Origin of the sequence: Butyrivibrio sp. VCB2001, from assembly GCF_000423965.1 — a bacterium.
In the GTDB taxonomy this organism is placed as follows: domain Bacteria; phylum Bacillota; class Clostridia; order Lachnospirales; family Lachnospiraceae; genus Butyrivibrio.
This window is the reverse complement of the sequence record NZ_AUIZ01000002.1, coordinates 129,217-155,658: the sequence shown is the minus strand read 5'-3', so window position 1 is coordinate 155,658 and position 26,442 is coordinate 129,217. Positions and strand designations below refer to the sequence as shown.

General features: G+C 45.2%; 23 protein-coding genes. 21 read left to right on the top strand and 2 right to left on the bottom strand.

Going from position 1 to position 26,442, the window contains the following annotated elements:
• Window positions 1-7: 7 nt before the first annotated feature.
• The 16 genes from G589_RS18740 (at window position 8) to G589_RS0103390 (ending at window position 17,535) form a co-directional block, all read left to right on the top strand.
• Entirely contained in the window at window positions 8-1,627 is a 1,620-nt protein-coding gene (locus G589_RS18740) for a response regulator transcription factor (RefSeq protein ID WP_035775260.1), read from the top strand.
• Window positions 1,624-2,958, top strand: coding sequence for a sensor histidine kinase (locus tag G589_RS0103460; RefSeq protein WP_026521121.1), 1,335 nt, complete (start codon window positions 1,624-1,626; stop codon window positions 2,956-2,958). The genes G589_RS18740 and G589_RS0103460 overlap by 4 nt, the downstream gene beginning before the upstream one ends.
• Before the next feature lie 134 nt (window positions 2,959-3,092).
• Window positions 3,093-4,085: an ABC transporter substrate-binding protein gene (locus G589_RS0103455; protein ID WP_026519645.1), complete on the top strand. Its 993-nt coding sequence runs from the start codon at window positions 3,093-3,095 to the stop codon at window positions 4,083-4,085.
• A gap of 68 nt (window positions 4,086-4,153) precedes the next feature.
• Complete coding sequence (locus tag G589_RS0103450; RefSeq protein ID WP_026521120.1) at window positions 4,154-5,659, top strand: sugar ABC transporter ATP-binding protein; 1,506 nt, start codon at window positions 4,154-4,156, stop codon at window positions 5,657-5,659.
• Window positions 5,660-5,662: 3 nt separating this feature from the next.
• On the top strand, window positions 5,663-6,751 hold the full coding sequence (locus G589_RS0103445; protein ID WP_026521119.1) for an ABC transporter permease: 1,089 nt from the start codon (window positions 5,663-5,665) through the stop codon (window positions 6,749-6,751).
• Between the two features lies 1 nt (window position 6,752).
• Window positions 6,753-7,793: an ABC transporter permease subunit gene (locus G589_RS0103440; RefSeq protein ID WP_026521118.1), complete on the top strand. Its 1,041-nt coding sequence runs from the start codon at window positions 6,753-6,755 to the stop codon at window positions 7,791-7,793.
• Between the two features lie 16 nt (window positions 7,794-7,809).
• Window positions 7,810-8,859 (top strand): ABC transporter substrate-binding protein, encoded by a 1,050-nt coding sequence (locus G589_RS0103435; RefSeq protein WP_026521117.1) that lies wholly within the window; start codon window positions 7,810-7,812, stop codon window positions 8,857-8,859.
• Window positions 8,860-9,877: 1,018 nt separating this feature from the next.
• Window positions 9,878-10,489 carry a TlpA disulfide reductase family protein gene (locus G589_RS18735; protein WP_051192154.1) on the top strand — a complete coding sequence of 204 codons (612 nt, stop codon included), beginning with the start codon at window positions 9,878-9,880 and terminating at the stop codon, window positions 10,487-10,489.
• 14 nt (window positions 10,490-10,503) lie between these two features.
• Complete coding sequence (locus G589_RS22065) at window positions 10,504-10,650, top strand: CD1871A family CXXC motif-containing protein (RefSeq protein WP_196811841.1); 147 nt, start codon at window positions 10,504-10,506, stop codon at window positions 10,648-10,650.
• Window positions 10,643-11,521, top strand: coding sequence for a 4Fe-4S binding protein (locus G589_RS0103420; protein WP_051192153.1), 879 nt, complete (start codon window positions 10,643-10,645; stop codon window positions 11,519-11,521). The genes G589_RS22065 and G589_RS0103420 overlap by 8 nt, the downstream gene beginning before the upstream one ends.
• Window positions 11,522-11,672: 151 nt before the next feature.
• On the top strand, window positions 11,673-12,221 hold the full coding sequence (gene infC / locus G589_RS0103415; RefSeq protein WP_051192152.1) for a translation initiation factor IF-3: 549 nt from the start codon (window positions 11,673-11,675) through the stop codon (window positions 12,219-12,221).
• 100 nt (window positions 12,222-12,321) lie between these two features.
• Window positions 12,322-12,519, top strand: coding sequence for a 50S ribosomal protein L35 (gene rpmI / locus G589_RS0103410; RefSeq protein ID WP_022764511.1), 198 nt, complete (start codon window positions 12,322-12,324; stop codon window positions 12,517-12,519).
• Window positions 12,520-12,579: 60 nt separating this feature from the next.
• Window positions 12,580-12,936, top strand: coding sequence for a 50S ribosomal protein L20 (gene rplT, locus G589_RS0103405; protein ID WP_013280184.1), 357 nt, complete (start codon window positions 12,580-12,582; stop codon window positions 12,934-12,936).
• 115 nt (window positions 12,937-13,051) lie between these two features.
• Window positions 13,052-14,530 carry an aminoacyl-histidine dipeptidase gene (locus G589_RS0103400; RefSeq protein ID WP_035775259.1) on the top strand — a complete coding sequence of 493 codons (1,479 nt, stop codon included), beginning with the start codon at window positions 13,052-13,054 and terminating at the stop codon, window positions 14,528-14,530.
• 30 nt (window positions 14,531-14,560) lie between these two features.
• A complete protein-coding gene (locus tag G589_RS0103395; RefSeq protein WP_026521113.1) occupies window positions 14,561-15,121 on the top strand; it encodes a TetR/AcrR family transcriptional regulator in 561 nt (186 codons plus the stop codon).
• A 20-nt stretch (window positions 15,122-15,141) separates the two neighbouring features.
• Entirely contained in the window at window positions 15,142-17,535 is a 2,394-nt protein-coding gene (locus G589_RS0103390) for an alpha-galactosidase (RefSeq protein WP_026521112.1), read from the top strand.
• Here G589_RS0103390 and G589_RS0103385 read toward each other — a convergent pair.
• The gene (locus G589_RS0103385; RefSeq protein ID WP_026521111.1) at window positions 17,532-18,653 is read right to left on the bottom strand and encodes a cation diffusion facilitator family transporter; all 1,122 of its coding nucleotides are present in this window, start codon (window positions 18,651-18,653) and stop codon (window positions 17,532-17,534) included. The genes G589_RS0103390 and G589_RS0103385 overlap by 4 nt on opposite strands.
• 134 nt (window positions 18,654-18,787) lie before the next feature.
• Here G589_RS0103385 and G589_RS0103380 point away from each other — a divergent pair, with 134 nt between their 5' ends.
• From G589_RS0103380 to G589_RS0103365, 4 genes are all read left to right on the top strand, one after another.
• A complete protein-coding gene (locus G589_RS0103380) occupies window positions 18,788-20,161 on the top strand; it encodes a sensor domain-containing diguanylate cyclase (protein ID WP_026521110.1) in 1,374 nt (457 codons plus the stop codon).
• Between the two features lie 19 nt (window positions 20,162-20,180).
• The gene (locus G589_RS0103375; RefSeq protein WP_026521109.1) at window positions 20,181-21,836 is read left to right on the top strand and encodes a sensor domain-containing phosphodiesterase; all 1,656 of its coding nucleotides are present in this window, start codon (window positions 20,181-20,183) and stop codon (window positions 21,834-21,836) included.
• Window positions 21,837-21,862: 26 nt separating this feature from the next.
• On the top strand, window positions 21,863-22,603 hold the full coding sequence (locus tag G589_RS0103370; protein WP_026521108.1) for a hypothetical protein: 741 nt from the start codon (window positions 21,863-21,865) through the stop codon (window positions 22,601-22,603).
• Window positions 22,604-22,808: 205 nt separating this feature from the next.
• The gene (locus tag G589_RS0103365; protein ID WP_022769464.1) at window positions 22,809-23,060 is read left to right on the top strand and encodes a hypothetical protein; all 252 of its coding nucleotides are present in this window, start codon (window positions 22,809-22,811) and stop codon (window positions 23,058-23,060) included.
• A 76-nt stretch (window positions 23,061-23,136) separates the two neighbouring features.
• On the opposite strand, the gene G589_RS0103360 is transcribed toward G589_RS0103365, so the two are convergent.
• On the bottom strand, window positions 23,137-24,432 hold the full coding sequence (locus G589_RS0103360) for an adenylosuccinate synthase (protein WP_026521107.1): 1,296 nt from the start codon (window positions 24,430-24,432) through the stop codon (window positions 23,137-23,139).
• A 233-nt stretch (window positions 24,433-24,665) separates the two neighbouring features.
• Here G589_RS0103360 and G589_RS18730 point away from each other — a divergent pair, with 233 nt between their 5' ends.
• Window positions 24,666-26,381, top strand: a complete 1,716-nt coding sequence (locus G589_RS18730) for a methyl-accepting chemotaxis protein (RefSeq protein ID WP_051192151.1) — start codon at window positions 24,666-24,668, stop codon at window positions 26,379-26,381.
• Window positions 26,382-26,442: the final 61 nt, after the last annotated feature.

Here is a 26,442-nt window from a genome sequence, read left to right as displayed (position 1 = left end):
CGGGGTTATGTTAAAGGTATTTTTGGCGGAGGACGAGTTCGTTGTCCGCGAGGGGATTAAAAACAATGTGGACTGGAAGGCCCACGGTTACGAATTCTGCGGAGAAGCAGGCGATGGGGAGCTTGCTTATTCCATGATCCAGACTCTAAGGCCTGATATTCTCATCACGGATATCAAGATGCCATTCATGGACGGCCTCACACTCAGTAAGATGGTCCGGGCCGCTTTCCCAAACATAGAAATAGTACTGCTAACAGGCTATGAGGATTTCGAGTACGCCAAGGAAGCCATCAAGATCGGCGTATGCTCTTATCTCTCCAAGCCTATTAGTGGTGAGAATCTGTTAAAAGAGATTGATGCAGTAGCAGCTAAGATCGAAGAAAAAACAAAAGAACGCGAGATCGCAAAGCGCTACGAAGAAGACATGAAGGAGCGCACAGAGCTCGATAAGCATGAGTTTTTCGAAAACCTTGTAACGGGCGAGAAGGACCTTCCGTATCTTCTTAACAGGGCAAAAGAGCTATCGCTGAACATCACAGCTCTCAGATACAATGTACTCATCTTAAGGATCCGTTCCATCAAGCACGGGACAGATGAGTATTCAGGCAGTGTAGTTGGCGTGTCCGACAAGCTGGTTGATATAGTATCAGCCAACAAGGCTCTTTTATTTGATCTTAACCTTGATGGCAAGGCAATTCTCTTTAAGGGCGATTCCGACGAAGAGATAACTCAGAACATCGACAACGCTATTGCGCAGATGAAAGAGCTCTTTTCCTCCTATCCGCACATCAGATATTTCGGAGGTGTGGGTCAGGTAGTCGAGAGAATTTCGGACATCCCAAGCTCTTTTACCTGGGCAAACAGAGCCTACGCTCACCAGTACCTGACAAGCGAAAGCGACTTCCTTTTCGGCTCAGAAGAGGGACTTCACTCCCAGAGGGACGACGTCATCCTCTCGGAGATAGACCCAAGACACATCGACAGAAGGCTTGTTAAGGAGTTTCTCAGGATGGGAGATGAATCCGAGACCGAGTTCTTTTTGGATGAGTTTTTCAAGGGCATGGGCAAGAATGCAATCCGCTCAACCATGCTAAGACAGTACATTTCCATGGACATCTATTTCACGGTGTCTGACTTTGTCATGAACGAACTGGGACTTTCAAAGGAAGAAGTGGATGCCCAGGTTCCGCAGTCAGACATGCTTTCGGATGAAAAGACAACCTACGATTACCTTGTCGGCATTCTCAAAAAAGCCATCGCTCTCAGAAAGCGCAGTTCACAGAGCCACTACCGCGAGGTCATTGGCGAGGTTATTTCTTATATTGACCAGCACTACAGCGACGAGGAACTTTCTCTTAACACGCTGGCAGCTCACGTTAATTTCTCGCCCAATCATTTGAGCGCGGTATTCAGGCAGGAGATGGGCCAGACCTTCATCAAGTACCTCACGGATTACCGTCTTGATAAGGCAAAAGAGCTGCTTCTTTCCACCTCAAGAAAGAGCAACGAGATAGGGGCTATGGTGGGTTATAAGGATCCGCATTATTTCTCCTATCTGTTCAAAAAGACTACGGGCATGACCACAACCCAGTACAGGGGAAAAGGACGTGCGGAGGATGAAGAATGAGTACGGCTTCCAAAGAAGGCCGAAAGCGGAATAAATCCCGTCTGGCCACTCAGATCCGAATATCATATCTGATACTTCTTTTGCCCAATATCGTGTTCATGGTCTTTGCCTTCTACAACCTCTGGAAGCTGAGTGTGCGCTACGACGACATGCTCAATTCCGTTGTGGTGGCGTCGGAGTTTTCCCTGGATTTCAAAAATGACTTCGACTATGAGACATATCTTTTGATAGTGGGTAACGTTGCCCCTGCGGATTCCAAGATTCCGCAGCTTCTTTCTGATGCCCGCGGCGTCGTTGACAGCTTGAAGGATGTTACGGATACGCCGGATAACAGAAAGAGACTTCAGAGTGCGGATAAGTATCTCAACAACCTTCAGGGCTACATTGACAACATCACAGAGAACCTAAATTATGACGACCGGTATGAGGCAAACATGCTGATCTGGGAGAACGACGTTCAGATAGTGACAGCTCTTTTACAGGAGACCATCAATGAGTACATTTACTACGAGAACCGCCAGATCCAGATCGCGCAGGCTCAGAACCGTCAGTTCTACTTAAATACCATCAAGGTTTCTATAGGTATATTTGCCTTTATTGCAGTGGCTATCATCGTCGTTTCCATCGTAGGACCGCTGTGGATCACGCGCCCCATCGAGGAGCAGGTTACAAGGGAGCAGAAGCAGCTTCGTAAGGCTGAGTTTGAACTTCTTCAGGCCCAGATAAATCCTCACTTTTTGTACAATACCTTGGATGCCATTGTATGGTCTGCTGAGGCCGGAAATCAGAAACAGGTTGTTAAGATGGTCGGCTCTCTTTCCGAGTTCTTCAGGTCTTCTCTTAATAAGGGAAAAGAGCTTGTAAGAGTGCGTGAGGAATTATCCCACGCCAGGAGCTATCTTGAGATCCAGCAGATAAGGTATCAGGATATCTTAAGCTATGAGATTGAGGTTCCTGAGGAACTGTTTGAGTATGAAATCCCCAAGATTACCGTTCAGCCCATTGTCGAGAACGCTCTTTATCACGGCATCAAGAACAGAAGGGGCGGAGGTAAGATTACCATAAACGGTGAGGAAGGCGATAATGATTACAGGATCATTGTCACCGACGACGGAATCGGCATGGATAGTGAGCGCCTTGCCCAGATAACGGAAGGCTTATCCGGCAAGAATCCCGGGGATGTCAAAAATTACGGACTGTATAACGTAAATGAGCGCATAAAGCTCTTTTACGGGGAAGAATACGGTATCAGTATCGAGTCGGAATATGACAAGGGTACCAGAGTTGTAATCCGTCTGCCGAAAAAATCAACCGAAATCGTAGAAAATTGAAACTGAATAAAAAATAAATAAAATATTCAACTCTTTTTCTTTGTTTATTTAATGGGAATTTTATGGTTTTTCTCTAGAATTGTAGTTAGTAAGGAATGGTCCTTACACATACATCCATTCTAGGAGGAAAAATTATGATGAAGAAAGTATTGGCAGTTCTTATGGCATCTGCAATGACCTTAGGTCTTGTAGCATGTGGCGGCGCAGCACCTGCAAGCTCAGGCTCAGCTCCTGCAGCATCAGGCGGAAAGATCAAAGTTGGTATCATCAACAACGATCCTAACGAGTCAGGTTATCGTACAGCTAACGACGCTGACCTTAAGGCTAAATTTACAGAGGCTAACGGCTACGAAGCATCATTTGCTTACAGCTTAAAGAACGACGAGCAGATCCAGTACGCTCAGAACTTTATCCAGGACGAAGTTGATTACCTTCTTCTTTCAGCAGCTGATACAGCAGGCTGGGATTCAGTTCTTAAAGATGCACAGGCAGCAGGCGTAAAGGTTATCCTTTTCGACCGTACAATCGATGCTGATCCTTCACTCTATGAGGCTTCTATCGTTTCCGATATGGCTAAAGAGGGACAGACAGCTGTTGACTGGCTCGCTGGACAGAACCTTTCAGAGTACAACGTAATCCACATTCAGGGTGTTATGGGATCAGCTGCTCAGCAGGGAAGATCAGGCGCTCTTGATGCTAAGGTTGCTGCAGAGTCCAATTGGAACATCGTTAAGCAGCAGACAGCTGAGTGGAACGCAGAGAAGGCTCAGCAGATCGTTCAGTCAGTTATCGACGCAGGAACACCTTTCAACGTAATCTATGCAGAGAACGACGATATGGCTAAGGGCGCTGTTGCAGCTCTTGACGCAGCAGGTATCTCTCATGGTGTTGGCAAGGACGTAGTTGTTATGGGATTTGACTGCAACAAGTGGGCACTTGAAGAGCTCCTTGCTCAGAACTGGAACTACGACGGACAGTGCAATCCTTTCCAGTCAAGCTACATCGATGACATCATCAAGAAGCTTGAGGCAGGTGAGACACTTTCACAGAAGACCATCATCATGGACGAGAAGGGCTTCGATGCTACAACAATTACACAGGACGATGTTGATAATTACGGCATCTAATAAATTAGTAATGAAAGGCGCAGCGGCGTTGTCTGCTGCGTCTTTTTTAAAGAAATGAGGAGCAGCCAATGAATGAAACCACATTACTAAAAATGCGTGGCATTGTTAAATCATTCCCTGGCGTCCGTGCGCTTCAGAATGTGGATTTCACCCTTAACAAGGGAGAGATACATGCGCTGATGGGGGAAAACGGTGCAGGAAAATCAACGCTTATAAAAGTACTTACAGGTGTTTATCCCAAGGATGCGGGGAATATAGAGCTTGAGGGGAAGGCAGTAGCGATCCATTCACCTCAGGATGCACAGAATCTTGGAATAAGCACTGTTTATCAGGAAATCACTCTTTGTCCTAATCTCACTGTTGCTGAGAATATGTTCATCGGAAGAGGCGATGGAGTTCTTACAAACTGGAAGCAGATAAATGCTGATGCGGATAAACTCCTTCAGTCACTGGACATTCCGGCCAGGGCAACTCAGCAGCTCTCCAATTGCTCCATCGCAGTTCAGCAGATGGTGGCGATCGCAAGAGCAGTGGATATGGATTGTAAAGTTCTTATATTGGATGAGCCCACATCATCTCTTGATGAGCAGGAGGTTGAAAAGCTCTTTGGCCTCATGAGAGATCTTAAGGAGATGGGAGTAGGAATCATCTTTGTAACACACTTCCTTGACCAGGTATATGAGGTGTGTGACAAGATCACTGTTCTTAGAGACGGACAGCTTGTAGGTGAATATGAGATCAAAGATCTTCCGAGAGTTCAGCTTGTTGCCAAGATGCTTGGTAAAGAAATGGATGATCTTTCAGATATAAAAGGAGAGACGAATGAATACAAAGGAAATGACGCTGGAGAGATCGTGTTCGAAGCTAAGGACCTTCAGTCCGATGCCGGAATAAAGCCCTTTGATTTCTTTATCAAAAAGGGTGAAGTCAACGGCTTTACGGGACTTCTTGGTTCAGGCCGAAGCGAGTGCGTAAGGGCAATCTTCGGAGCTGACAGGATCCTTGGAGGTAAGGTCAAGGTTCATGGCAAGGATGTCAAGATAAATAAGCCTATTGATGCCATGAGAAACGGTATTGCTTACCTGCCTGAAGACAGAAAGATAGATGGAATAATAGGAGACCTTTCCGTAAGGGAGAACATAATCCTTGCGCTTCAGGTATTGACGGGATTCTTTAAGCCGTTTTCAAAAGCTCAGGCCAATGCTTTTGCAGATGAATTCATAGAGAAGCTCAATATCAAGACACCATCAGCTGATAAGCCAATCAAGGCACTCTCAGGCGGAAATCAGCAGAAGGTTATCCTTGCAAGATGGCTTCTTATGCATCCTGAGTACCTGATCCTCGACGAGCCTACAAGAGGTATCGACGTAGGAACCAAGGTTGCCATCCAGAAGCTGGTGCTGGAGCTGGCATCTGAAGGTATGAGCGTGACCTTCATTTCATCTGAGACCGACGAGATGCTCAGAACATGCTCAAGACTTGTAGTAATGCGCGATAGAAAAGTAGTCGGAGAACTTACCGGTGATGATCTTACACAGAACAAGATCATGGCTACTATCGCAGGAGGGGAGTAAGGTATGACAAAAGATAAAAAAGGAAATGCTTTGGGCGTGATAAAGACGATAGCGTCCAATCAGCTGTTTATACCGCTTCTTGCACTTGTCCTTCTGGCGGTGGTAAACCTGATAAACGACCCGACATTTTTCGAGATAAAAAACGTAACTAACAACGCAGGCTATATCGTTAAGTCCGGAGCTCTTATCACAATTCTGGATTACGGCTCAGAGCTTGCAATCCTTGCTATCGGTATGACGCTGGTAACTGCAGCTTCAGGCGGACAGGATATTTCCGTAGGTGCAACCATTGCGATCGCAGGTTCAGCAATGCTGAGAGTCCTCTGCGGAGGCAATTCAAGACCTGATACCATTCAGGCTCCTATCATCGTTGCTTTCCTTGTGGCTTGTATCGTAGGTATGCTCTGCGGAGCTTTCAACGGAATGCTGGTTTCAATATTCAAGATCCAGCCCATGATCGCAACACTGATCCTGTTTACTGCAGGAAGATCAATTGCAGCATGGATCAACAACAACGAGCTTCCTATCGTTCCGGATCCCAAGTTCGCGTACTTCGGCGGATTTATCCCCGGAATACCGATCCCGACCACGGTTTTCATAGCAGCGATCTGTATCGTGATCATCGCTCTTGTGCTTAAGTTCACAAACCTTGGTCTTTACACACAGGCAGTTGGTATCAACGAGAGTTCATCAAGACTCAACGGTATCAACCCCACATTTATCAAGTTCCTTTCATTTGTAATTTTGGGACTCTGCGTAGCAGTAGCAGCTCTCATCAAGGTTAGCCGTCTTTCAACAATCAACTACTCGGTTATTGCAAAAGACATTGAGATGGATGCCATTCTTGCCGTTGCCCTTGGAGGTAATGCCCTTTCAGGCGGTAAGTTCAACATCTGGGCTTCAATCCTTGGAGCATACGTAATCCAGTTCCTTACAACAACTCTTTACAAGTTCAACGTTCCTTCCGATGCGCTTGCAGCATACAAGGCCGTTGTAGTTATCATCCTTGTTGTATTCTCAGCTCCCAAGGCAAGAGAGTACATGGAAATGCTTGTAAAAAAGCTGAATCCTGCAAGAAAGGAGGCAGCTTGATATGAAAGAGAAAAATAAAGTTAGCATCTTTAACAAGATGAATGATACGAGCCTGCTTCTTACCATCACCATTGTTATTTTCTTCCTGATGTACATCGGAGCAGTGCTGTTTCAGGGAGGTGGATTCTCAAAGCCTCAGATGTTCTTTAACATCTTAAATGCCAATGCAGCACTTATCATTACAGCCTGTGGTATGAGTATTGTAATGATCTCAGGCGGAATCGATATTTCCGTGGGCGGTGTTGTTGCTCTTGTATCAATGTGCTGCGCAGTATATCTGGACAAAACAGATTCTCCAAGCCTTCTGGTTTCAGTGCTTATAGCAATTGGTATCGGAGTTGCTTACGGACTTGTGCAGGGCTTTTTGGTTGCTGTACTTGATATTCAGCCATTCATCGTATCTCTCGCCGGAATGTTTTTTGCAAGAGGTATGACAACCATAGTTAACACAGCACCTTTCAACGTAGAGAACCAGGCCTTCATGGCACTTAAGGACACACGTGTAAATGTACCTTTCCTTGGTTCTTACAACAAAAAAGGCATATATGTTCCCGCATATATTGAAATTGGTGTTATTGTGGCTCTTGTACTTGTGATATTATTATTTGTAGTGCTCAGATGGACCAAGCTTGGAAGGAGCTTTTATGCAGTTGGCGGAAACAAGCAGAGCGCTCTAATGATGGGTATAAACGTAAGAAGGACCAAGTTCCTGTCACACCTTATCTGCTCTACACTGGCAGGTATCGGAGGATATGTATACTTCCTTCATGTAGGTTCAGGATCTGCAAGCCATGCCATGGGTATGGAGATGAACGCAATTGCTTCATCCATCATCGGTGGAACACTCCTAACCGGTGGTGTCGGCAACATTATCGGAACATTCTTTGGAGTGCTTTCACTTAGCACCATTCAGAACATAGTTGCCTCTGCAGGACTTGACGAAGCGTGGTGGACAGGTATCACCATTGCAGCAATGCTCTGCATCTTCCTTCTTATCCAGAGCGTAGTTATGGCTCAGAAAAAGAAAGCTATCAAGGCCTGAGGATAATTAAGGGAACATGAAAAGATTTTTTAAACTGATACCTTTGCTACTCCTGATACCGGCTATTCTGGCCGGTTGCGGGAGTAGCGTTCCTTCCGAAAATGCGGAAGAAATATTAGAAACCCCAAAAGCCGACGATCTCGTTACCGTCGGCTTCTCTCAGTTGGGGGCAGAATCGGACTGGCGAAGTGCAAACACAGACTCAATGCTTAGTGCCTTCACAGAAGAAGCCGGATACAACCTGATCTACAAAAACGGTCAGCAGAAGCAGGCAAACCAGATCACTGCCATAAGGATGTTTATCCAGCAGGAGGTGGACTACATAGTTCTTGCACCTTCTACGGAGGACGGCTGGGAGACCGTGCTGGGAGAAGCCAGAGAAGCCGGCATTCCCGTTATTCTTGTTGACAGAAGAGTAAACACAGCTGATAAAAATCTCTATTCCTGCTGGGTCGGTTCTGACTTTGAGCTTGAGGGCAGGAAGATGGCAGCCTGGATCAAGGCCTACACCGAGAGCAAGGGAATTGCACCCGAGGATCTTCATATAGTAAACATTCAGGGTAACATCGGCTCAACAGCCCAGATCGGAAGGACCAGAGGCCTTGCAAACGCAGCAAGAGACAATGGCTGGGATCTCATGGCTGAGGTCAGCGGAGACTTTACCGAGAACAGAGGAAGAGAAGTGATGGCTGCTCTTCTTAAGAGGTTCGATAATATAAACGTAGTCTACTGTGAGAACGACAACATGGCCATCGGCGCCATTGACGCCATCGAGAGCGTTGGAAGAACAGCCGGTCCCAACATTCAAAATGGTGAGATCATGGTTGTATCCTTTGACGGCGTCAATAAGACAGCCCTCGACTATGCAAGGCAGGGCAAGATCTCCTGCATCGCAGAGTGTAACCCTCTCCACGGACCAAGAGTCAGAGCCCTTATTGAAGTGCTCAAGATCGGAGAGACTCCAGAGAAATTCAACTACGTCGACGAGATGCTCTTTAGTTCAGTTCCCGGCGTGGACGCCATCGTTGTAGACGACAAGACCTACAAAGTTGAAAGAGAATACTAATGTGAGTCACCGGGGACGTTTCACTTTGACTCACTTAGTGTAATCGAAAAAAAGAGACACTGGGGACGTATCATTTTGACTCATAATTGCAGAAGATGTGGTAAAAGAGTGCTTTTGCCACATCTTTTTGTTTTATCTGCCCGCCGCCACGAGATTGTAGTTCACATAAATACCGGAGTCAAGTGCTGCCCGGGCGCCAAAGGGCAGCGCCCAGCGTACTGTCCCTTGACTCCGGTATCTATGTGAACGATCAGTCACTAAGGCGGGCCGATTAAAAGGGGCTGGATAGAAGATGCATCCAGGCGCAGCCGGTGTTTTCATGTCCCGGATGCGATAGAGTGCACATTTGCCACAGATATAGGCTAGATGAAGCCTCTTGTGCAAGCTTTTCTCATGTCCCGGAGACGATAGAGTACACATTTGCAACAGATTTAGGCCAGATGAAACATCTTGTGCAAGCTTTTCTCATGTCCCGGAGGCGATAGAGTGCACATTTGCCACAGATATAGGCCAGATGAAACATCTTGTGCAAGCTTTTCTCATGTCCCGGAGGCGATAGAGTACGCTTTTGCCACAGATTTAGGCAAGTAGACACTTTAGCCAAACCCCTGCTTTGGATTGTGGCAGAGAGGTGCTTTTTAGGTGGATTGACAGGTAAAAAGTAGGCATAAGATCTTTTCCAAGCCTGGATTTTTTGGCAGGAAGGAACTTTCTTGGTAGATTGACAGGTAAAAAGCTTGTACAAGATCTTTTTCCAAGCCGGGATTTATGGCAGGAAGGAACTTTCTTGGCAGATTGACAGGTAAAAAGCTTGCACAAGATCTTTTTCCAAGCCATAGTTTATGGCAGGAAGGTACATTCTTGGCGAATTGACAGGTAAAACACATGAAGAAAAATGTTCTTCTGATCCGATTACGGAGGACGTAAAAAATGAGTCAAAGTGAAACGTCCCCAGTGTCTCATAGAATCCCACAGTGGAACATGGTATAATTATTCAAAACCATGGAGGGCGGGATATATGAAGAAAGCAGCTGCTATGCTACTTACAGCAACACTTTCAATCAGCATATTGGCAGGATGCGGAAAGAGCGAACAGCCATCCGAAGATCAGCAGACGGCAGATACTCGGAATGTTGAGATTCAGGCTACTGCGCAGACCACGGAGATTATTTCTCCCGAGGATGACCTAATAAACTATACGGTCAAGGACCTGGAGCTTAATGACGTGGCGCTTGCAGATTACGTAAAGGGTAACAAGCTCACCATGATCAACATCTGGGGAACCTTCTGCGGACCGTGTATTTCAGAGATGCCGGCGCTGGGCGAGATTGAGAGAAGGTACAAGGACAAAGGCTTTGAAATCGTGGGTCTGACCTGTGATGTATATGATCTGCACGGAAACTATGATGAAAGCGTCATTGCCGACGCCAGAGCAATTATAGAAGATACAGGAATCACCTATCCTGTTCTTATTGCTCCGACACAGCTTATGTTGGATATTGGACTTCAGTATGTTCCCACAACATATTTCCTGGACTCAGAGGGCAATGTCCTGGGAAACGCTGAGATAGGAAGCAAGACCAGCGTTGAATGGGAAGATGTTATCAACATGTATCTTTCACAGGAATAATAAGAGAGGTCATTATGAAAAAGACTCTGCCTACCTATGTGACGCTGATACTCCTGATACTTGCCATTGCCTCCTGCATATTTGGCATCAGCAGGGGAGAAGCAAGTACCGTAGGTAAAAAAGCAACCACCATCTGCATGGAGTGTATTGGAATTGGCTGACAATGGCTTAAAGAAGCACAAAATAATAAGAAAAGGCATCCAGGCCGGTTGGGGAATCCTTACAAATAGCTATTTCAAAGGCTTTCTTACCGCTTCAATCTATAGAGGCCCACTTAAGCACTTCTGTGTTCCAGGAATGAACTGCTATTCCTGTCCGGGGGCTTTGGGAGCATGCCCCATCGGAGCCATGCAATCCATCTTCGATGGCAGGAAAAGAAAATTTGCCTTTTATGTAGTTGGTTATCTCGCTGCAATAGGACTACTGGTCGGACGTCTCATCTGCGGATGGCTTTGTCTCTTTGGCCTGATAGAAGAGCTTCTCTACATGATCCCTACACCGAAGATCAGAATTCCGGAGAAAGTAGACAGACCCTTAAGATACCTTAAGTATGTATTCCTCTTCCTGTTTGTATTTGCACTTCCGTTCTTTTACAGGACAAGTCTTGGTACAGGAGATCCATTCTTCTGCAAATATATATGCCCTGTGGGAACGCTGGAAGCAGGAATTCCCTTGGTTATTCTGGACAAATCCATAAGATCTGCACTGGGAGCACTCTTTAACTGGAAGCTGACTATACTTATTGCCTGCATTCTTGCTTCAATCTTTATTTACAGACCCTTCTGCAAGTATGTATGCCCGCTGGGAGCATTTTACTCACTGTTTCAAAAGATAAGCCTTCTCAAGATGTCTTTTGACGAAAATGCGTGTGTGAATTGCGGAACATGTGCCAGAATCTGCAAGATGAATGTGAATCCTATAAAGAGCCCAAACAGCACAGAGTGCATCAGGTGTGGCGAGTGTGTAAAGGCCTGCCCGAAGAGTGCGCTGAAGTTTAATGTAATCGAAAAAAAGAAAAAAGTGTTGACATGACCTTGCGGTTGTGTTAAATTATATCAGTGTTTGAAAACAAAGCAGAGTATCCACTCTCACCCTGCGGCTTGGCCAGTAGCGGTTAATATCTTTTCAAATCCAAGCCCGGCGCGAGGATTCTGTAATTGATCATCAGTGGATACATTTGCGAATGTATCCATTTTTTTATTCATTTTTGGAGGGTAAAGCCATTAGCGAGTTATTTATTAACGAACAGATCAGAGCTAAAGAGGTCCGTGTAATTGGTATTGAGGGAGATCAGCTTGGTGTTATGTCAATTCAGGATGCCAGGAAGATCGCAGAAGACGAGGGTGTTGACCTTGTCATGATAGCTCCAACTGCTAAGCCACCTGTTTGCAGAGTAGTTGACTATGGTAAGTTCAAGTATGAGCAGCTTCGTAAAGAGAAGGAAGCTCGTAAGAAACAGAAGACTGTTGAGATCAAGGAGATCAGACTTTCTCCCAACATTGATACCAACGATCTGAACACTAAAGTTAATGCAGCCAAGAAGTTCCTTGAGAAAGGAAACAGAGTTAAGATCACACTTCGTTTCCGCGGACGTGAGATGGCACACATGGGAGCCAGCGTTCACATTCTCACAGATTTTGCAGAGGCACTTTCTGATGTTGCGGTTGTAGAGAAGCAGCCTAAGGTTGAGGGACGTTCAATGACCATGTTCCTTGCCGAGAAAAAGAACTGATCATTAGCCAGAAATATTTGGTTAAAGATAAATATGATATAGGTTAATACAGAGAAATCCGTATATCATAACTAAGCGTAGAGTATAGGAGGAAATAGCAATGCTGAAGATGAAGACAAAGAGAGCAGCTGCCAAGAGATTCAAAGTTACAGGCACAGGAAAGCTCATGAGAAACAAAGCGTATAAGCGCCACATCTTAACAAAGAAGTCCACAAAGAGAAAGAGAAATCTTAGACATGCCGGACTTGTTGACGCTACAAATGTAAAGACAATGAAGCAGATTCTTCCTTACGCATAATCTTTGCAGGAAGAAACTTAAGTCAGGTATATTTTTGATTATTTATAGGAGGATTTAAAGATGGCAAGAGTTAAAGGCGCATTAAATGCCAAGAAGAAGCACAATAGAGTACTTAAGCTCGCTAAGGGCTATAGAGGAGCAAGATCAAAGCAGTACAGAGTTGCTAAGCAGTCTGTTATGAGAGCACTTACTTCAGCATTCGCTGGACGTAAGCAGAAGAAGAGAGATATGAGATCTCTTTGGATCACACGTATCAACGCTGCAGCAAGAATCAACGGCCTTTCATACAGCAACATGATGCACGGCCTCAAGCTTGCAGGTGTTGACATCAACAGAAAGATGCTTGCTGAGCTTGCAGTTAACGATCCTGATGGATTCAAGACACTTGCAGAGCTTGCAAAAGAGAAGATCGCATAATATTATTGGAAACTTTTATTGAATAAATAGTTTTTTAATAGTAAAATTAAGGAGTCTGAAGATATAAATTCAGATTCCTTTTTTATTTGATCAATTGATAAACGGAGGCGATACTATGGCACTTGAGAATTTACAGCCAAAGGAAGTATTTACATTTTTTGAGAAGCTGTGCAGCATTCCACACGGCTCATATAACGTACAGAAGATCAGCGACTATCTCGTATCTTTTGCAAAGGAGAGAAATCTTGAGGTTATTCAGGACAAAGAGTTAAACGTTATCATCAAGGCTCCCGGCAGCGCAGGATACGAGGATAAAGAGCCTGTTATCCTTCAGGGTCACATGGACATGGTGGCAGTTAAGGATGACAAAGCAGATATTGATATGAAGACTGAGGGCCTTAAGGTCACAACAGACGGAGAATATGTCTGGGCAGAGGGCACCAGCCTTGGAGGAGATGACGGTATCGCAGTTGCATACTGCCTTGCTCTTCTTGATTCAAAAACCATTCCTCATCCACCACTTGAGGTTGTTATAACAACCAATGAAGAGACCGGAATGGAAGGCGCTAATGCGATTGACCTCTCCGGCCTTAAGGGCAGAAAGATGATCAACATCGACAATGAGGTTGAGGGTCAGTTCATCACCAGCTGTGCAGGCGGAGCAAGATTTTACTCATACCTTCCTGTTAAGAGGCAGGCTTTTAAGGGAATAAAGCTCAAGGTAACAATCGACGGTCTTAAGGGCGGTCACTCAGGAGAGATGATAAAGTGCGGAAGAGGAAATGCCAACGTGATCCTCGCACGAACTCTTTTGGAAGCAAGTGACGTATCAAAATTTGCAATTATCGACATGCGCGGTGGTGTTGCCGACAATGCAATTTCTGCATCAGCAGTAGCCGACATCGTTGTAGCAGCAGAAGATGCATCAGCATTTGTAAAGAGCCTCGCAGGAACTCTTGCTGACCTCAAGGGAGAACTCGAAATCAAAGACCCTGATGTCATGATCAGTGTTCAGGACAAGAAGGCTGAAGATGCAGCTGCAATCGATGAGATAAAGAGCCTTCCTGAGACCGAGGAGATGGCCATAACTGTAGAAGATTCCTTGAAGGCAATCTCACTCATCGCTGTAATGCCGGATGGAGTACAGGCCATGAGTGCTTCTGTAGAGGGACTTGTTGAGACATCACTTAATCTCGGAGTCCTGAGCACAGACGAAAACCGTGTAATACTCGAGCAGTCAGTAAGAAGCAGCGTTGAGACTGCCAAGGAAAATCTTCTTAGAAAGCTTGAACTCATATCAGGTGGCTACGGAGCAGAGACCGTTATCAACAGCCGTTATCCCGGATGGAAATATAATCCAAACTCTGACCTCAGAGAGCACATGGTTTCCGTATACAAAAAGATGTATGGCACTGAGCCAAGGATTGAAGCTATCCACGCAGGTCTCGAGTGCGGAATCTTAAGTGACAAGATAAGTGGACTTGACTGTATCTCAATCGGACCTGACATGGATGATATCCATTCACCCAAGGAGAGGCTCTCAGTTAAATCTACAGCAAATGTCTGGGAATTTTTAAAAGAAGTCTTGAAGTGATAAACAGGGCAGTCGAAAAGGAGGCGTTACATGAATACCATCAGAAAAAGCATAATGGATGCTGTTGTTGATCTTTTCAACGAAAAGGGCATGAAGTTCACCATGGATGACATATCCAAGAAGCTCCATATTAGTAAAAAGACCATATACAAGGAGTTTGATGATAAGGACGAGCTCTTTTACGCAACTGTTGACTATGGCTTTGCTGCCATTAAACAGAAGGAAGCAGAGATCATTGCGGATGATTCCTTAGATCTTATTGATAAGATTGCCAAGGTCATTGTATGTCTTCCCGACAACTACAGAAATATCGACTTCAGACAGGTTTATCAGCTCAGGGAGAAATACCCTGTAGTCTACAGCAGAATTGCCGGCAAGATCGAGACTGACTGGGAAGAGACCGAGAAGCTCCTCTCAGAGGCCATGGATAAGGGCTACATCAAGAACGTGCCTATTCCCGTTATCAAGCTTACCATCGAGGGCGCCATCGAGAAGTTCCTCAGCACACAGGAACTTGCAGGAACTCAGGTTACTTACGAGCAATCCCTCAACAGTATGATAGATATTATTATGAACGGACTTCGCGCCTAAGCGCCATTTGGAGGAAAACAATGATCTACGCTGATGGACAGATATTTCTTTTACAGACCAAAAACACATCCTACATCTTCAGAAAGACTGAGACAGGTCATCTTGAGCACATTCACTTCGGAGGCTCCATCTTTTCTTCGGAGACCTACGCGCGCCTCAAGACAGAGATAGAGCTTGAGAGTAGGGATAAAGAGCTCCTTGAAAAAACAGTTCAGGCCATGGCACCCAAGCATTTCAACGGCGGCGGCAACATGAACTATTATGATGATGAGCATGAAAAGCTCTGCCTTGAAATGATGGGCCTTGAGTTTTCATCCTTTGGAAAGGGTGACATAAGAGAGCCTATGATAGAGCTATACTATCCCGATGGAAACACCACGGTAGATATGCTCTTTGATGATTATGAGATCAGAAAGGGTAAAAGAGCTTTAGAGATCCTTCCATCTTCCTACGATGATACAGACAGTGCTCAGCAGCTTATCGTAAAGCTCTCCGACAAAGGATATGGCGCAAAGCTTGACCTTATCTATACCGTATTTCCTGACTGTGACGTGATCACAAGAAGTGCAGTCCTTACAAACGACGGAGAGGGCGATATAAGGGTTGAGAGACTTCTTAGTACCTCTGTTGACTTCTATGAGACAGGACTTAAATTTACCTCCTTCCACGGCAGATGGGCCTATGAAATGGGTAAATCTGAGTCTTTATGCAAGGCAGGCAAGGTCGTATCGGAAGAGCTTGCTGCCGGAGAATCCGGTTCAAGATCCAATCCCTTTGTTATTGTCAGCAGCCCGGATGCAGATGAAAACAAGGGAGATTGCTACGGCTTTAACCTTATTTACAGCGGAAATCACTACGAGGCTCTTTCATCAAACGGTTGCAGCATAAGCAGATTTGTTACGGGTATTCAGCCAACAGGATTTTCCTGGTTGCTTTCAAAGGGAGAAAAGCTAGAGTCTCCCGAAGCTGTAATGGCTTATTCCGGCAAGGGCTTTAACGGAATGAGCATGGGCATGCATGAGTTTGTAAGAAAGCATGTGGTAAGGGGCTCATGGCGCGACAAGGAGCGCCCGATCCTCATCAACAGCTGGGAAGCCAACTACTTTAACTTCAACCAGGGCTCTCTTTTGAATCTTGCAAAAGAAGCAAAGAAGTGCGGAATTGAGCTCTTTGTAATGGACGATGGCTGGTTTGGCGAAAGAAACGATGATCACAGATCACTGGGCGACTGGGAAGAAAACAAGAAAAAGCTCCCCGGCGGCGTAAAAGAGCTGGCAGATAAGATCTCGGATCTTGGAATGCTCTTTGGAATCTGGGTTGAGCCGGAGATGGTAAACGAGGATTCAGATCTGTACAAAGCACATCCCGACTGGGCTGTAATGGTTCCGGGGCATGCCCACACCAAGGGAAGATTCCAGTTAAACCTTGATCTTACAAAGACTGAAGTTCAGGACTACATCATAGATTCCATGAAAAAGGTCTTTTCCTCAGGAAAGATATCTTACGTCAAGTGGGACATGAACAGGATATTCTCAGACCGCTTCTCGACAGGACTTGCTGCGGACAGACAGGGCGAGTTCCAGCACAGGTATTACATCGGACTGTACAGGATCATGAAAGAGCTGACAGAGAGCTTCCCTGATATTCTCTTTGAGGGATGTTCTGCCGGCGGAAACAGGTTTGACCTTGGTATCCTTTCTTACTTCCCACAGACCTGGGGAAGTGATGATACAGATGCCTTTTGCAGGCTTGATATCCAGAGAGGCTACAGCTATGGATATCCTGCAAGTACTGTGGGAGCGCATGTTTCAGCCTGCCCTAACCATCAGACTCTTGGAAATGCAACTCTTGAGACCAGGTTTGAGATCGCTGCAGCAGGATGCTTTGGCTATGAACTCAATCTCTGCGACATGAATGACTCTGATAAAAAGATAATTTCAGAGCAGGTGGAGTTCTACAAGAAGTGGAGAAAACTCTTCCAGTTCGGCGATTACTACAGACTCCCTGACGACGGATACATGATCGTTTCAAGGGATAAGAAAAAGGCCATTGCCTTTGCGGTGGAGAAAAAAGCTACTCCTAACTGTGATTACAGGTGCATAAGGACTCTTGGCCTTGATGATTCAAAGATCTACAATATTTCAAACAGGGTGGTGCCTCTTAGCGTAATGGACTTCGGAAGCCTTGTAAATACCATGGCTCCCGTACATGTTAAACAGGATGGTATCATTCACCACCTTATTGATAAGTTTACGAATTTCACCGGAGAAGAGCAGAAGGAGACAGCTACAGGAGCTTCTCTTAAAAACCGTGGCCTCTCACTTAACGGCTCCTTTGCAGGAACCGGCTACAGTCCTGAGACCAGGATCATGAGGACCGGCGATACCAGACTCTATCTCTTTGAAGAAGCTTAGTCGCTGTAGCTTACGTCCATGTTTGCGATGACTTCGAAATCGGGATAAGCTTCTTTTACAGCATTTATAGCGTTTTTAAACACATCCGTTTTGTTTGGTACGAAATCAACTACCAGATCAAAGCGGATGTTCTTTTTTTCAAAATCAACAAAGAATCCGTGCATCTGAAGGACGTTGTCAAAGGAGGAGACGATCTTTCTTACGTTGTTTCTTACTTCGGTGATCTTGTCATCTTTGGTATTTACGGAGTAGATACCGATGGAAATAATGGATACGTTGTGCTCCACATAGACTCTGTCCTGGATTTCTCTTGTTATCTCATCAATCTTGTCAGCAGTGAAGGTGTCGGGAATCTCGATGTGAACGGATGCCATTACACGGTCGGGACCATAGTCGGAGAATATCAGATCGTAGGCGCCCTGAACACCGTCTACATCGACGATTGTCTTCTTGACTGCTGTTGATACCGCTGAATCAATACGCTCTCCGAGGATTTCGCTTATGGTGTCTCTTAACATTTCAAGAGCTGACTTTATCATGATGATAGCGATGATGGCTCCGAGGTATGCCTCAACAGAGAGGTGTGTGAATATAAAGATGAAAGCAGCCAGCAGTGTGGCTGCGGAAATGATGGAGTCAAATCTTGCATCGGTGCCTGATGCGACCAGGGATTCTGAGGATACCTTCTTGCCTGTGTTTATGAAGAACTGACCAAGAAGGAGTTTGACCACAACGGCCACAGCTACGATGATAAGAGTAACAGTGCCGTACTGGGCAGGCTCGGGATGAAGTATTGATTTGCAGGACTCAACCAGTGATGTGATACCGGCATAGAGCACGATGATGGATATGATCATGGCGCTTAAATACTCGATCCTGCCATATCCATAAGGATGCTTTTTGTCGGGAGCCTTGCCTGCAAGAGCGGTTCCTATTATGGTGATGACCGATGAGAGGGCATCACTTAAGTTGTTGACTGCATCTAAAACGATGGCGATGGAGCCGGATATCATGCCTACTATCATTTTAAAACCGGCCAGAAGTATGTTTACCACGATGCCGATGATGCTGGTTCTGATGATGACTTTGCCTCTTGTAACTACCTTCGAATCTGCCATTTTTCTTTTACCTCATAATTGCTTTTCTGTTTATGAATTGTACCATAGATTTGGATGGGTCATACCACAATAATACAAAAATATGATAAAATTAATAGAGTATGGGCGTATTTTTCTTATTTTGAGGGGCGAAAATGAAAAAGAGCATCACAGCAGGTCTTATAACCTTTATTGCAGCGCTGGCCATCACAACCGTGATCGCAATTGTATATATTACAACTGCAGCAGGCAACAGAAGGGAAAGGGCTGAGTTTATTGCGGAATCTGTTGCAGACAGAATAGAAGCTGAGATCCAGAGGCGTGATTACATAACCCGAATGCTGGAGATTGAAGTTTCCAGCAGTAAGGAAGGAATCACCCCTGAGAAGTTTGCCATTACTGCCGATGAAGTGTTCAACGACTACATGGATATCGTTGACATCACTTTGGCACCGGGTGGTATAGTCAGCTACAAGTATCCGCTGGAAGGCGGCATTGCGGAGAGGGAAGATCTCTTTTCCGACGGTGTTGACGGTATCTATGCGGACTACAGCAAGATGAGCGGACTTGGAATAATCATGGCGCCGGTTACACTATCAGACGGAAGCTACGGCATCATACTCAGAAGACCTATTTATCTGGGCGAAGTATCAGAAGAAAACTTCTGGGGATTTGCTTCAGTTAAACTCAATCTCTCAAGCTTTTTGTCCGATGTAAATATAAGAGCCCTTGTTGACGGAGGCTATGAATACAAGCTTCTCGGTGATAACCCTATCACCGGTGAGAATCGTATGATAATGGAGTATTCGGAAAAAGAGCTGGCATCTCCCGTATCGTCAATGATAAATACGGTGGGTGGCAGTTACTGGACACTTCTTATTTCTCCGACCAGCAGCTGGATGAATCTCTACGAGATAATTGGTGCTCTGGCAATAGCCGTTGTTATCAGTGTCCTTGCGGCTTTGGCAGCGGCAGCTTACGTTTCGATGAAGGCATATTCCAAGGAACTTGAAGTTCTCTCCTACAGAGATGCTCTGACTAACATCAACAACAACAGAAGTTATCAGGAGCACATGGAAGAGCTCAGCAAAAAGAAGCTTCCATACGGTCTTATATTTATGGACCTCAATGACTTTAAACAGGTCAATGATACCTATGGCCATGAAGCCGGAGATACGCTCCTTAACATCGTTGCCAAGAGACTTCAGAACAGTATAAGAGAGAAGGATAAGGCTTTCCGTATCGGCGGTGATGAGTTCGTTGTAGTTATCCACGGAACTCATGACAAGCAGTTCTATGAGGGCGTTATAGAAAGAATGCGTCATAATGTGGCAAGGGATGTAACCCTGAACAACGGTATCATCCTTAAAGTGTCCATTAGTGCCGGATTTGCACGTTGTCCTGAGGACGGAGCTAAGTTCGAGGACGTTGTAAAGAAGGCGGATGACGCGATGTACCATAACAAGAGAGCCTTCAAGGCTCAGAGAAACGGTGGCAGCAGAGCGGGGGATGCGCCATCAGGAAGATAATTAAGCGGAGAAAGGTAAAATGGCGGGAGGAAATTTTGACACAATCAACAGAATCTTTGACACCTTTGCGGTAACTTCAAGAAGCCGCTATGTCTATGTATATGACATGGAAAAGAATGTGTCCAGGTGGTCTGCAAATGCTGTTGATTATTTCGGTTTAACCGGGGAGTATGTATACAATGCAAGTTCGGTATGGGAGATTCGTATCCATCCCGACGATATAGACAAGTACAAGGAGTACATTAATGCCGCTTTTTCGGGCCAGAAAGTTGATCCCAACTTTGAGTACAGAGCCAGAAACAAGAACGGCGAATATGTAATCTGCTCTGCAAGGGGCGTTGTGATAAAAGACTATGTCGGAAGACCTGTCTTTTACGCATGCTCTATCATAAATAAAGGTATCGTTGATAACAACGATCCGATAACTCTTTTGCCAAATCAGTATGAGATGCTCAACTACATGAGGCAGCTTAAGGCTCAGATGAAAGAGTATATGGTCCTCATGATCAATTATATTGATTTTGGTGGCATCAACAGAAGATATGGCTATACCATGGGTAATACCATTTTAAGAGCAACAGCCCAGAGGCTTGTTGATGAGGGTGGGAACCTCGGAAGAGCCTTCAGGGGCGATGGAACTACCCTTGCTTTCATTTCAGATTCCATGAATATAGATGAGATCAAGAAATTCTACGGGCGCATGAGAACCTACGCCAGGGAATCTCTTATGGTGGATGAAAAGAAAGTGGGAGCAGAGCTTGCAGGTGGCGTTATCGTCTCAACAGATCACAACGTAGATGAGCATTCCATCTACACCAGCGCCAAGTACGCTCTTGATTATTCCAAGACGCAGAAGCACGGAAATCTCATTATTTTCCACAACGATGCACTGGACAACAACAAGAGCAGCATTGAGCTTGTAGACGCAGTCAGAAACAGCGTTTTAAATAACTTTGAAGGGTTCCATCTTGAGTATCAGCCAAGAGTGTCCTCTGTGGGCGGCAAACTCGTAGGAATGGAAGTCTTTGTAAGATGGAGCAAGGAACCTTACGGAGAGGTGCTTCCTTCTGAATTTGTGCCCTGGCTTGAGCAGGATCCGGTATTTTACTCTCTTGGTAACTGGATCTTAGAAAAGGCACTCACGGATGCCCTTGAGATCAGGAAGAACAACAAGGATTTCTATGTCAGTGTAAACCTTGCATTTATGCAGCTTGAGAGATCCGAGTTCAGAACAACCCTCCTTGATATCTTAAGAAAGACTGGTTACCCTGCTACAGGTATCTGCCTTGAGATGAGCCAGTCCAGCAGCAGACAGCTCTCCATGGAGCACTTAAAGAGCCAGATTGAGTTCATGAAGTCCTGTGGTATCAAGATAGGAGTTGATTGTTCGAGCTTTGCTGCTCTTGATATGGTAAAGAGCCTTCCTGTTGATATCGTGAACCTCTCACCGGCACTGACGGGAGTGGTTGCAGACAACCTTACTGTCAAATACATGATCGAAGCCATCACCTCTTTTACCCACAGACTGGGTATCAGAACATGCTTTTCAGGCATAGAGGATCAGGCGACGGATGCAATAGCAAGGCAGTACCCTGTATCTGAGCTTATGGGCTACTACTATGGAAGACCTTGCAGAATAGAAGATTTTAAGAAACTTGAGCTGCTTGGACAGTAACTGCGTCCTTCAGCCCGGAGGAATAGATGAGCAAGTTGTTTCGTTTCGTACAAGATGATGATGTGCTTAAATCTTTTGAGGAGTTCAAGAATTCCGTGCTCCTTGAAAGGCCTGTTGTTATTGCGCGCAACGGGGACTATACGCTCTTCCTTCGCAGAGTATCCGACGATGAACTGGAACTTACGACCGAGAATACCAAGAAGAGCCAGGTTACTGCCAGCAGGACCTATGTAGTCTCTGATACGACAAAAGAGCTTGTGGCAAGAGGCACAAGACATGCCTGCCAGAAGATGTCGGAACTCTCTGATGATGATGTAAACAGAAAGAGGCTTCAGATCTGGAAATGGTACATCATGGATTGGCAGCTGGAATATAAATCCAATACAAAAGAGCTTGTTGAAAAAGAGCTTCACTGGCAGGAGGATGTAAATGATAACAGGCAGGAAATCCTGGATATGGAGTCCTTCCTCCACGGGGATTACCTGAACCTTGGAAATACTCTTTCTCTCATAGACAAATATCTGGCTGATGATGAGAAGCACAAGGAGGAATTTCGGAAGTTTGCCATCGAAGATATCATGGAGATGACAAGCGAGGATACCAGGGACAGGTCCCTTGCCGAAGCGGAGCAAAAGAGGCAGGAAGACGGTGTTAAGAAACACACCTACAGATTCACCGTTAGCGTGGAAGCAAGCGATAAAGAACACGCCAGAGCAGCGCTGCTGCGGTATCTGGCAGGAGACGACAGGATCAAGGTGCAGAAATAATAAAAAAAGTCTAAACCACTTTATAAACTTTTAATGGTTTAACGTAAAAAAGTGTGGCTTATTCTCTATCTTTTAAGGGGTATAAGAGATATAATGTACCCATTAAATGAAATTTTATTGTGAAAAGCAAAGGGTTGAGGGGCCTTTTTATTTCACCGGTCATTTCATTTAAAATCATATTTCTTATGAGATGGAGGAATTGAATATGAGACGTTCCGCAAAGAGCAGACACAAAGTTAGCCAGAGCAGCATCGCAATCATGGCAGACGCAATCAAGGCAAAGGAGCAGAACCTTTCATACGGCAAGTTCAAGGCGCTAGACCTTCTTGGAGCCGGAAGTATGGTGGATGAAGACGAGACATCAGAGTATGCAGTACACAGCTCAACACTGGTTCGCAAAACTGTACACGCTGAGGAAAAGAAAGCAGTTGCTTACGTTAAGGTAAGAGCAGTATAAACCTTAAGAGCACAACTGAATACAGAATAAAAACGGGAAGGACCTTTAAAAGGTACCTTCCCTTATTTTTGCTATTTTATTTTGAAAGCTTGCTCTCTCTGTAGATGATATCTGTTCTTGCAGGGCCGTTACTTACCATTGTGATAGGATAGCCGATATGCTCTTCGATGAACTCGATGTACTTTCTGCAGTTCTCAGGGAGATCTTCATAGTTCTTGATTCCTCTGATGTCGCATTTCCATCCGGGAAGAGTTTCAAACACGGGCTTGGCCTTGTCAAGAAGATGAGTTACAGGGAACTCTGTTGTAACTTCGCCGTCAATGTCGTAGCCAACGCATACAGGAATCTCATCAAGGTATCCTAAAACGTCAAGTACTGTGAAAGCAACATCTGTTGTGCCCTGAAGTCTGCAGCCGTACTTACTTGCTACGCAGTCATACCAGCCAACTCTTCTGGGACGTCCGGTTGTTGCGCCATACTCGCCGCCGTCACCACCGCGTCTTCTGAGTTCTTCAGCTTCATCACCAAAGAGCTCTGATACGAAAGCACCTGCTCCTACAGCTGATGAATAAGCCTTGGATACAGTTACGATCTGCTTGATCTCATAAGGTGGAATACCTGCGCCGATCGCACCGTAGGCTGCAAGAGGTGAAGAACTGGTAACCATAGGATAGATTCCGTGGTCGGGATCCTTCATGGTTCCGAGCTGACCCTCAAGGAGGATTGTCTTTCCCTCCTTAATTGCCTCATCAAGATAAAGAGATACGTTTCCAACATACTCTTTAACCTGATCTCTCCACTCGACGATCTGATTAAAAAGAGCTTCCTGATCGATAGGATCTGAGTGGTAGAGATTAACAAGAAGTACATCCTTGATTTCAGCGATCCTTGCGATCTTCTCTTTGATTACATCATCATCCTGGAAGAACTCGTTTATCTGCCAGCCGATCTTAGCAAACTTATCTGAATAGAAGGGAGCGATACCTGACTTGGTTGAGCCAAAGCTCTTACCTGCAAGTCTTGCCTCCTCAAGTGTATCGAAGAGTACGTGATAGGGCATCATGACCTGTACTCTGTCAGAGATCATGATCTGTGGCATCGGAACGCCCTTTGATGTGATCTCATTAAGCTCTTTCATGAACTTTGTGATATCAAAGGCAACACCGTTACCGATGATATTCATAATGTGCTGGTGGAAAACGCCTGAGGGCATTGTGTGAAGTGCAAATTTGCCATAGTCGTTTACAATTGTGTGTCCAGCATTGGCACCACCTTGGAAACGGATAACAACGTCCGCCTTGTCCGCGAGGGTATCTGTGATCTTACCTTTTCCCTCGTCTCCCCAGTTGGCACCTACAACAGCTTTTACCATAATAGAAAGCCTCCTCATTACTTATATAGAAACTAAGTTTCAAACCACATATAAATATATCCTATTAACGCGCAGAAGTAAAACGAAAGTTGCAAAAGTGACTGAAATGTTTATGTTTTTTCTTTATTTTATAAATATTTATACAATATTAAGATTCATTTGACGTAATATCGTTTAAAATATAAGGTACAGATTGTTTACAATGTCGATTCTTAAATTTCCAGGAGGGTGTTATGGCTAATACTGATCCAAAAACAAAGGAATTTGGCGGAAGTGAGTTTAAAAGGCTTCCTGTTTCTGACAAATTTAAGAAGGTATTTAACAAGTTCAGGAACAACCTTGTCATTATCTTTGCAGTTGTCCTTATAATCGATCTGACAGCTGTCATGAACCTCAGAAATATTTATTCGGTATACTATGAGCAGAACACTCAGCAGGGTGAAATAAGGATCACGATCCAGGCTCTATCCAAGTATTATCTGTGGGCCATGAACGCCATTGATGAGGCTGACAGGCAGGAGCAGCTTGCCGGTGCTCAGGAAAAGATTGATGAGATGAATGATGGCCTTACAACCCTCAGCAAGGTATATAAGGGTGATCTTTCCACAGCTCTTGCGCACGTTAAAGCTATAGACGATGCCGATGAGACCCTTAAAACCCTTATGAGCTCAGGTGCCTCCCAGGAGGAAATATATTCATACTATGTCGGCACGGTAAACGAAGCCATAAAGGTAGTTGTAAAGGATTTTAAGGAGATAGGACTTTCAGCCAAGGCTCAGGCCAGGACTGCTTATTATGGATCGGTAGTAATGGTAAGTATTATGACACTTATCGCACTTTTCATAGTTGTATATGCGATCATTTACTCCAAAAATGCCAGAACAGCTCTGACAAAGAGCATTTTGGGACCTATAGAAGCCATCTCTACTGCTGCGGATGATATGGCAAAGGGTAAGCTTGAGATAAATATTGAAACTGATTCCAAGGACGAGCTCGGAAAGATGGCAGATGATCTTCAGGAATCAACTTCTATTATTGCCAATATCGTGACAGATATCGAGGACACATTAAGGAGAATGTCAGGCGGAGACTTCTCTACAGGCTCACGGAATGAAGACCTCTACATAGGAGACTATGAGGCAATCAAAAACGCTTTTTCCGATATTTCAGAGAATCTCTCCAGTACACTTTCGGAGGTTAAGAATTCTTCAAGCCAGGTTTCCCAGGGAGCAAGCAATATGTCTCAGGGCGCATCGGATCTTGCAGAGGGTGCTACGGACCAGGCTGCTGCAGTAGAGGAGCTTACAGCTTCCGTGAATTCCATTACAGAGCAGACCAAGCAGCTGGCTGAGGTTGCCGAGAGGAGTAAAAACATGGCTACCTCCGTTATGGATAACGCAGAGCTCAGTGCCCGCAAGATGCACCTGGTTACCGATGCCATGACCAGAATAACAGAGGCTTCCGCAGAGATCGAGCAGGTAACAAATTCCATCGAAGCCATCGCCAAGCAGACATCACTCCTTGCCCTCAATGCTTCTATTGAGGCTGCAAGAGCCGGCGAGACAGGAAAAGGCTTTGCGGTTGTTGCGGATCAGATCGGTAAGCTGGCAGACCAGAGTAGTGAAGCTGCCAAGAACACACATCAGCTCATTGCTGACACTATGGATGAGATCAATAACGGTAATTCGGTTGTGGCAGAGACCACAGAGGCTCTTGATGCCATGAGAGACAGCGTAGAAGAGATCACAGCCATGATCGTTGAGACCGGAGATCTGGCAGGCCAGCAGGCTCAGAGCATGGATGAGATCGATAAGGGAATAGAGATGATATCCAATGTTGTGCAGAACAATTCAGCCACAGCACAGGAATCCAGCGCCGTATCCTTAGAGCTTTCGGAGCAGTCAGAGTCCCTGAACAACCTGATTGGACAATTCACAATAAACGGCTGATCAAGGTCAGCCTTTATAAGACACTAAAAAGCCCTTTGCGTATGGCCCGGATCCTGCGCGA

What these genes read in the sequence shown, in the direction of transcription:
- G589_RS18740 (WP_035775260.1), top strand. Translation starts at nt 8, where the DNA reads ATGTTAAAGGTATTTTTGGCGGAGGACGAGTTCGTTGTCCGCGAGGGG.
- G589_RS0103460 (WP_026521121.1), top strand. Translation starts at nt 1,624, where the DNA reads ATGAGTACGGCTTCCAAAGAAGGCCGAAAGCGGAATAAATCCCGTCTG.
- G589_RS0103455 (WP_026519645.1), top strand. Translation starts at nt 3,093, where the DNA reads ATGATGAAGAAAGTATTGGCAGTTCTTATGGCATCTGCAATGACCTTA.
- G589_RS0103450 (WP_026521120.1), top strand. Translation starts at nt 4,154, where the DNA reads ATGAATGAAACCACATTACTAAAAATGCGTGGCATTGTTAAATCATTC.
- G589_RS0103445 (WP_026521119.1), top strand. Translation starts at nt 5,663, where the DNA reads ATGACAAAAGATAAAAAAGGAAATGCTTTGGGCGTGATAAAGACGATA.
- G589_RS0103440 (WP_026521118.1), top strand. Translation starts at nt 6,753, where the DNA reads ATGAAAGAGAAAAATAAAGTTAGCATCTTTAACAAGATGAATGATACG.
- G589_RS0103435 (WP_026521117.1), top strand. Translation starts at nt 7,810, where the DNA reads ATGAAAAGATTTTTTAAACTGATACCTTTGCTACTCCTGATACCGGCT.
- G589_RS18735 (WP_051192154.1), top strand. Translation starts at nt 9,878, where the DNA reads ATGAAGAAAGCAGCTGCTATGCTACTTACAGCAACACTTTCAATCAGC.
- G589_RS22065 (WP_196811841.1), top strand. Translation starts at nt 10,504, where the DNA reads ATGAAAAAGACTCTGCCTACCTATGTGACGCTGATACTCCTGATACTT.
- infC (WP_051192152.1), top strand. Translation starts at nt 11,673, where the DNA reads ATGTATCCATTTTTTTATTCATTTTTGGAGGGTAAAGCCATTAGCGAG.
- rpmI (WP_022764511.1), top strand. Translation starts at nt 12,322, where the DNA reads ATGCTGAAGATGAAGACAAAGAGAGCAGCTGCCAAGAGATTCAAAGTT.
- rplT (WP_013280184.1), top strand. Translation starts at nt 12,580, where the DNA reads ATGGCAAGAGTTAAAGGCGCATTAAATGCCAAGAAGAAGCACAATAGA.
- G589_RS0103400 (WP_035775259.1), top strand. Translation starts at nt 13,052, where the DNA reads ATGGCACTTGAGAATTTACAGCCAAAGGAAGTATTTACATTTTTTGAG.
- G589_RS0103395 (WP_026521113.1), top strand. Translation starts at nt 14,561, where the DNA reads ATGAATACCATCAGAAAAAGCATAATGGATGCTGTTGTTGATCTTTTC.
- G589_RS0103390 (WP_026521112.1), top strand. Translation starts at nt 15,142, where the DNA reads ATGATCTACGCTGATGGACAGATATTTCTTTTACAGACCAAAAACACA.
- G589_RS0103385 (WP_026521111.1), bottom strand. Translation starts at nt 18,653, where the DNA reads ATGGCAGATTCGAAGGTAGTTACAAGAGGCAAAGTCATCATCAGAACC.
- G589_RS0103380 (WP_026521110.1), top strand. Translation starts at nt 18,788, where the DNA reads ATGAAAAAGAGCATCACAGCAGGTCTTATAACCTTTATTGCAGCGCTG.
- G589_RS0103375 (WP_026521109.1), top strand. Translation starts at nt 20,181, where the DNA reads ATGGCGGGAGGAAATTTTGACACAATCAACAGAATCTTTGACACCTTT.
- G589_RS0103370 (WP_026521108.1), top strand. Translation starts at nt 21,863, where the DNA reads ATGAGCAAGTTGTTTCGTTTCGTACAAGATGATGATGTGCTTAAATCT.
- G589_RS0103365 (WP_022769464.1), top strand. Translation starts at nt 22,809, where the DNA reads ATGAGACGTTCCGCAAAGAGCAGACACAAAGTTAGCCAGAGCAGCATC.
- G589_RS0103360 (WP_026521107.1), bottom strand. Translation starts at nt 24,432, where the DNA reads ATGGTAAAAGCTGTTGTAGGTGCCAACTGGGGAGACGAGGGAAAAGGT.
- G589_RS18730 (WP_051192151.1), top strand. Translation starts at nt 24,666, where the DNA reads ATGGCTAATACTGATCCAAAAACAAAGGAATTTGGCGGAAGTGAGTTT.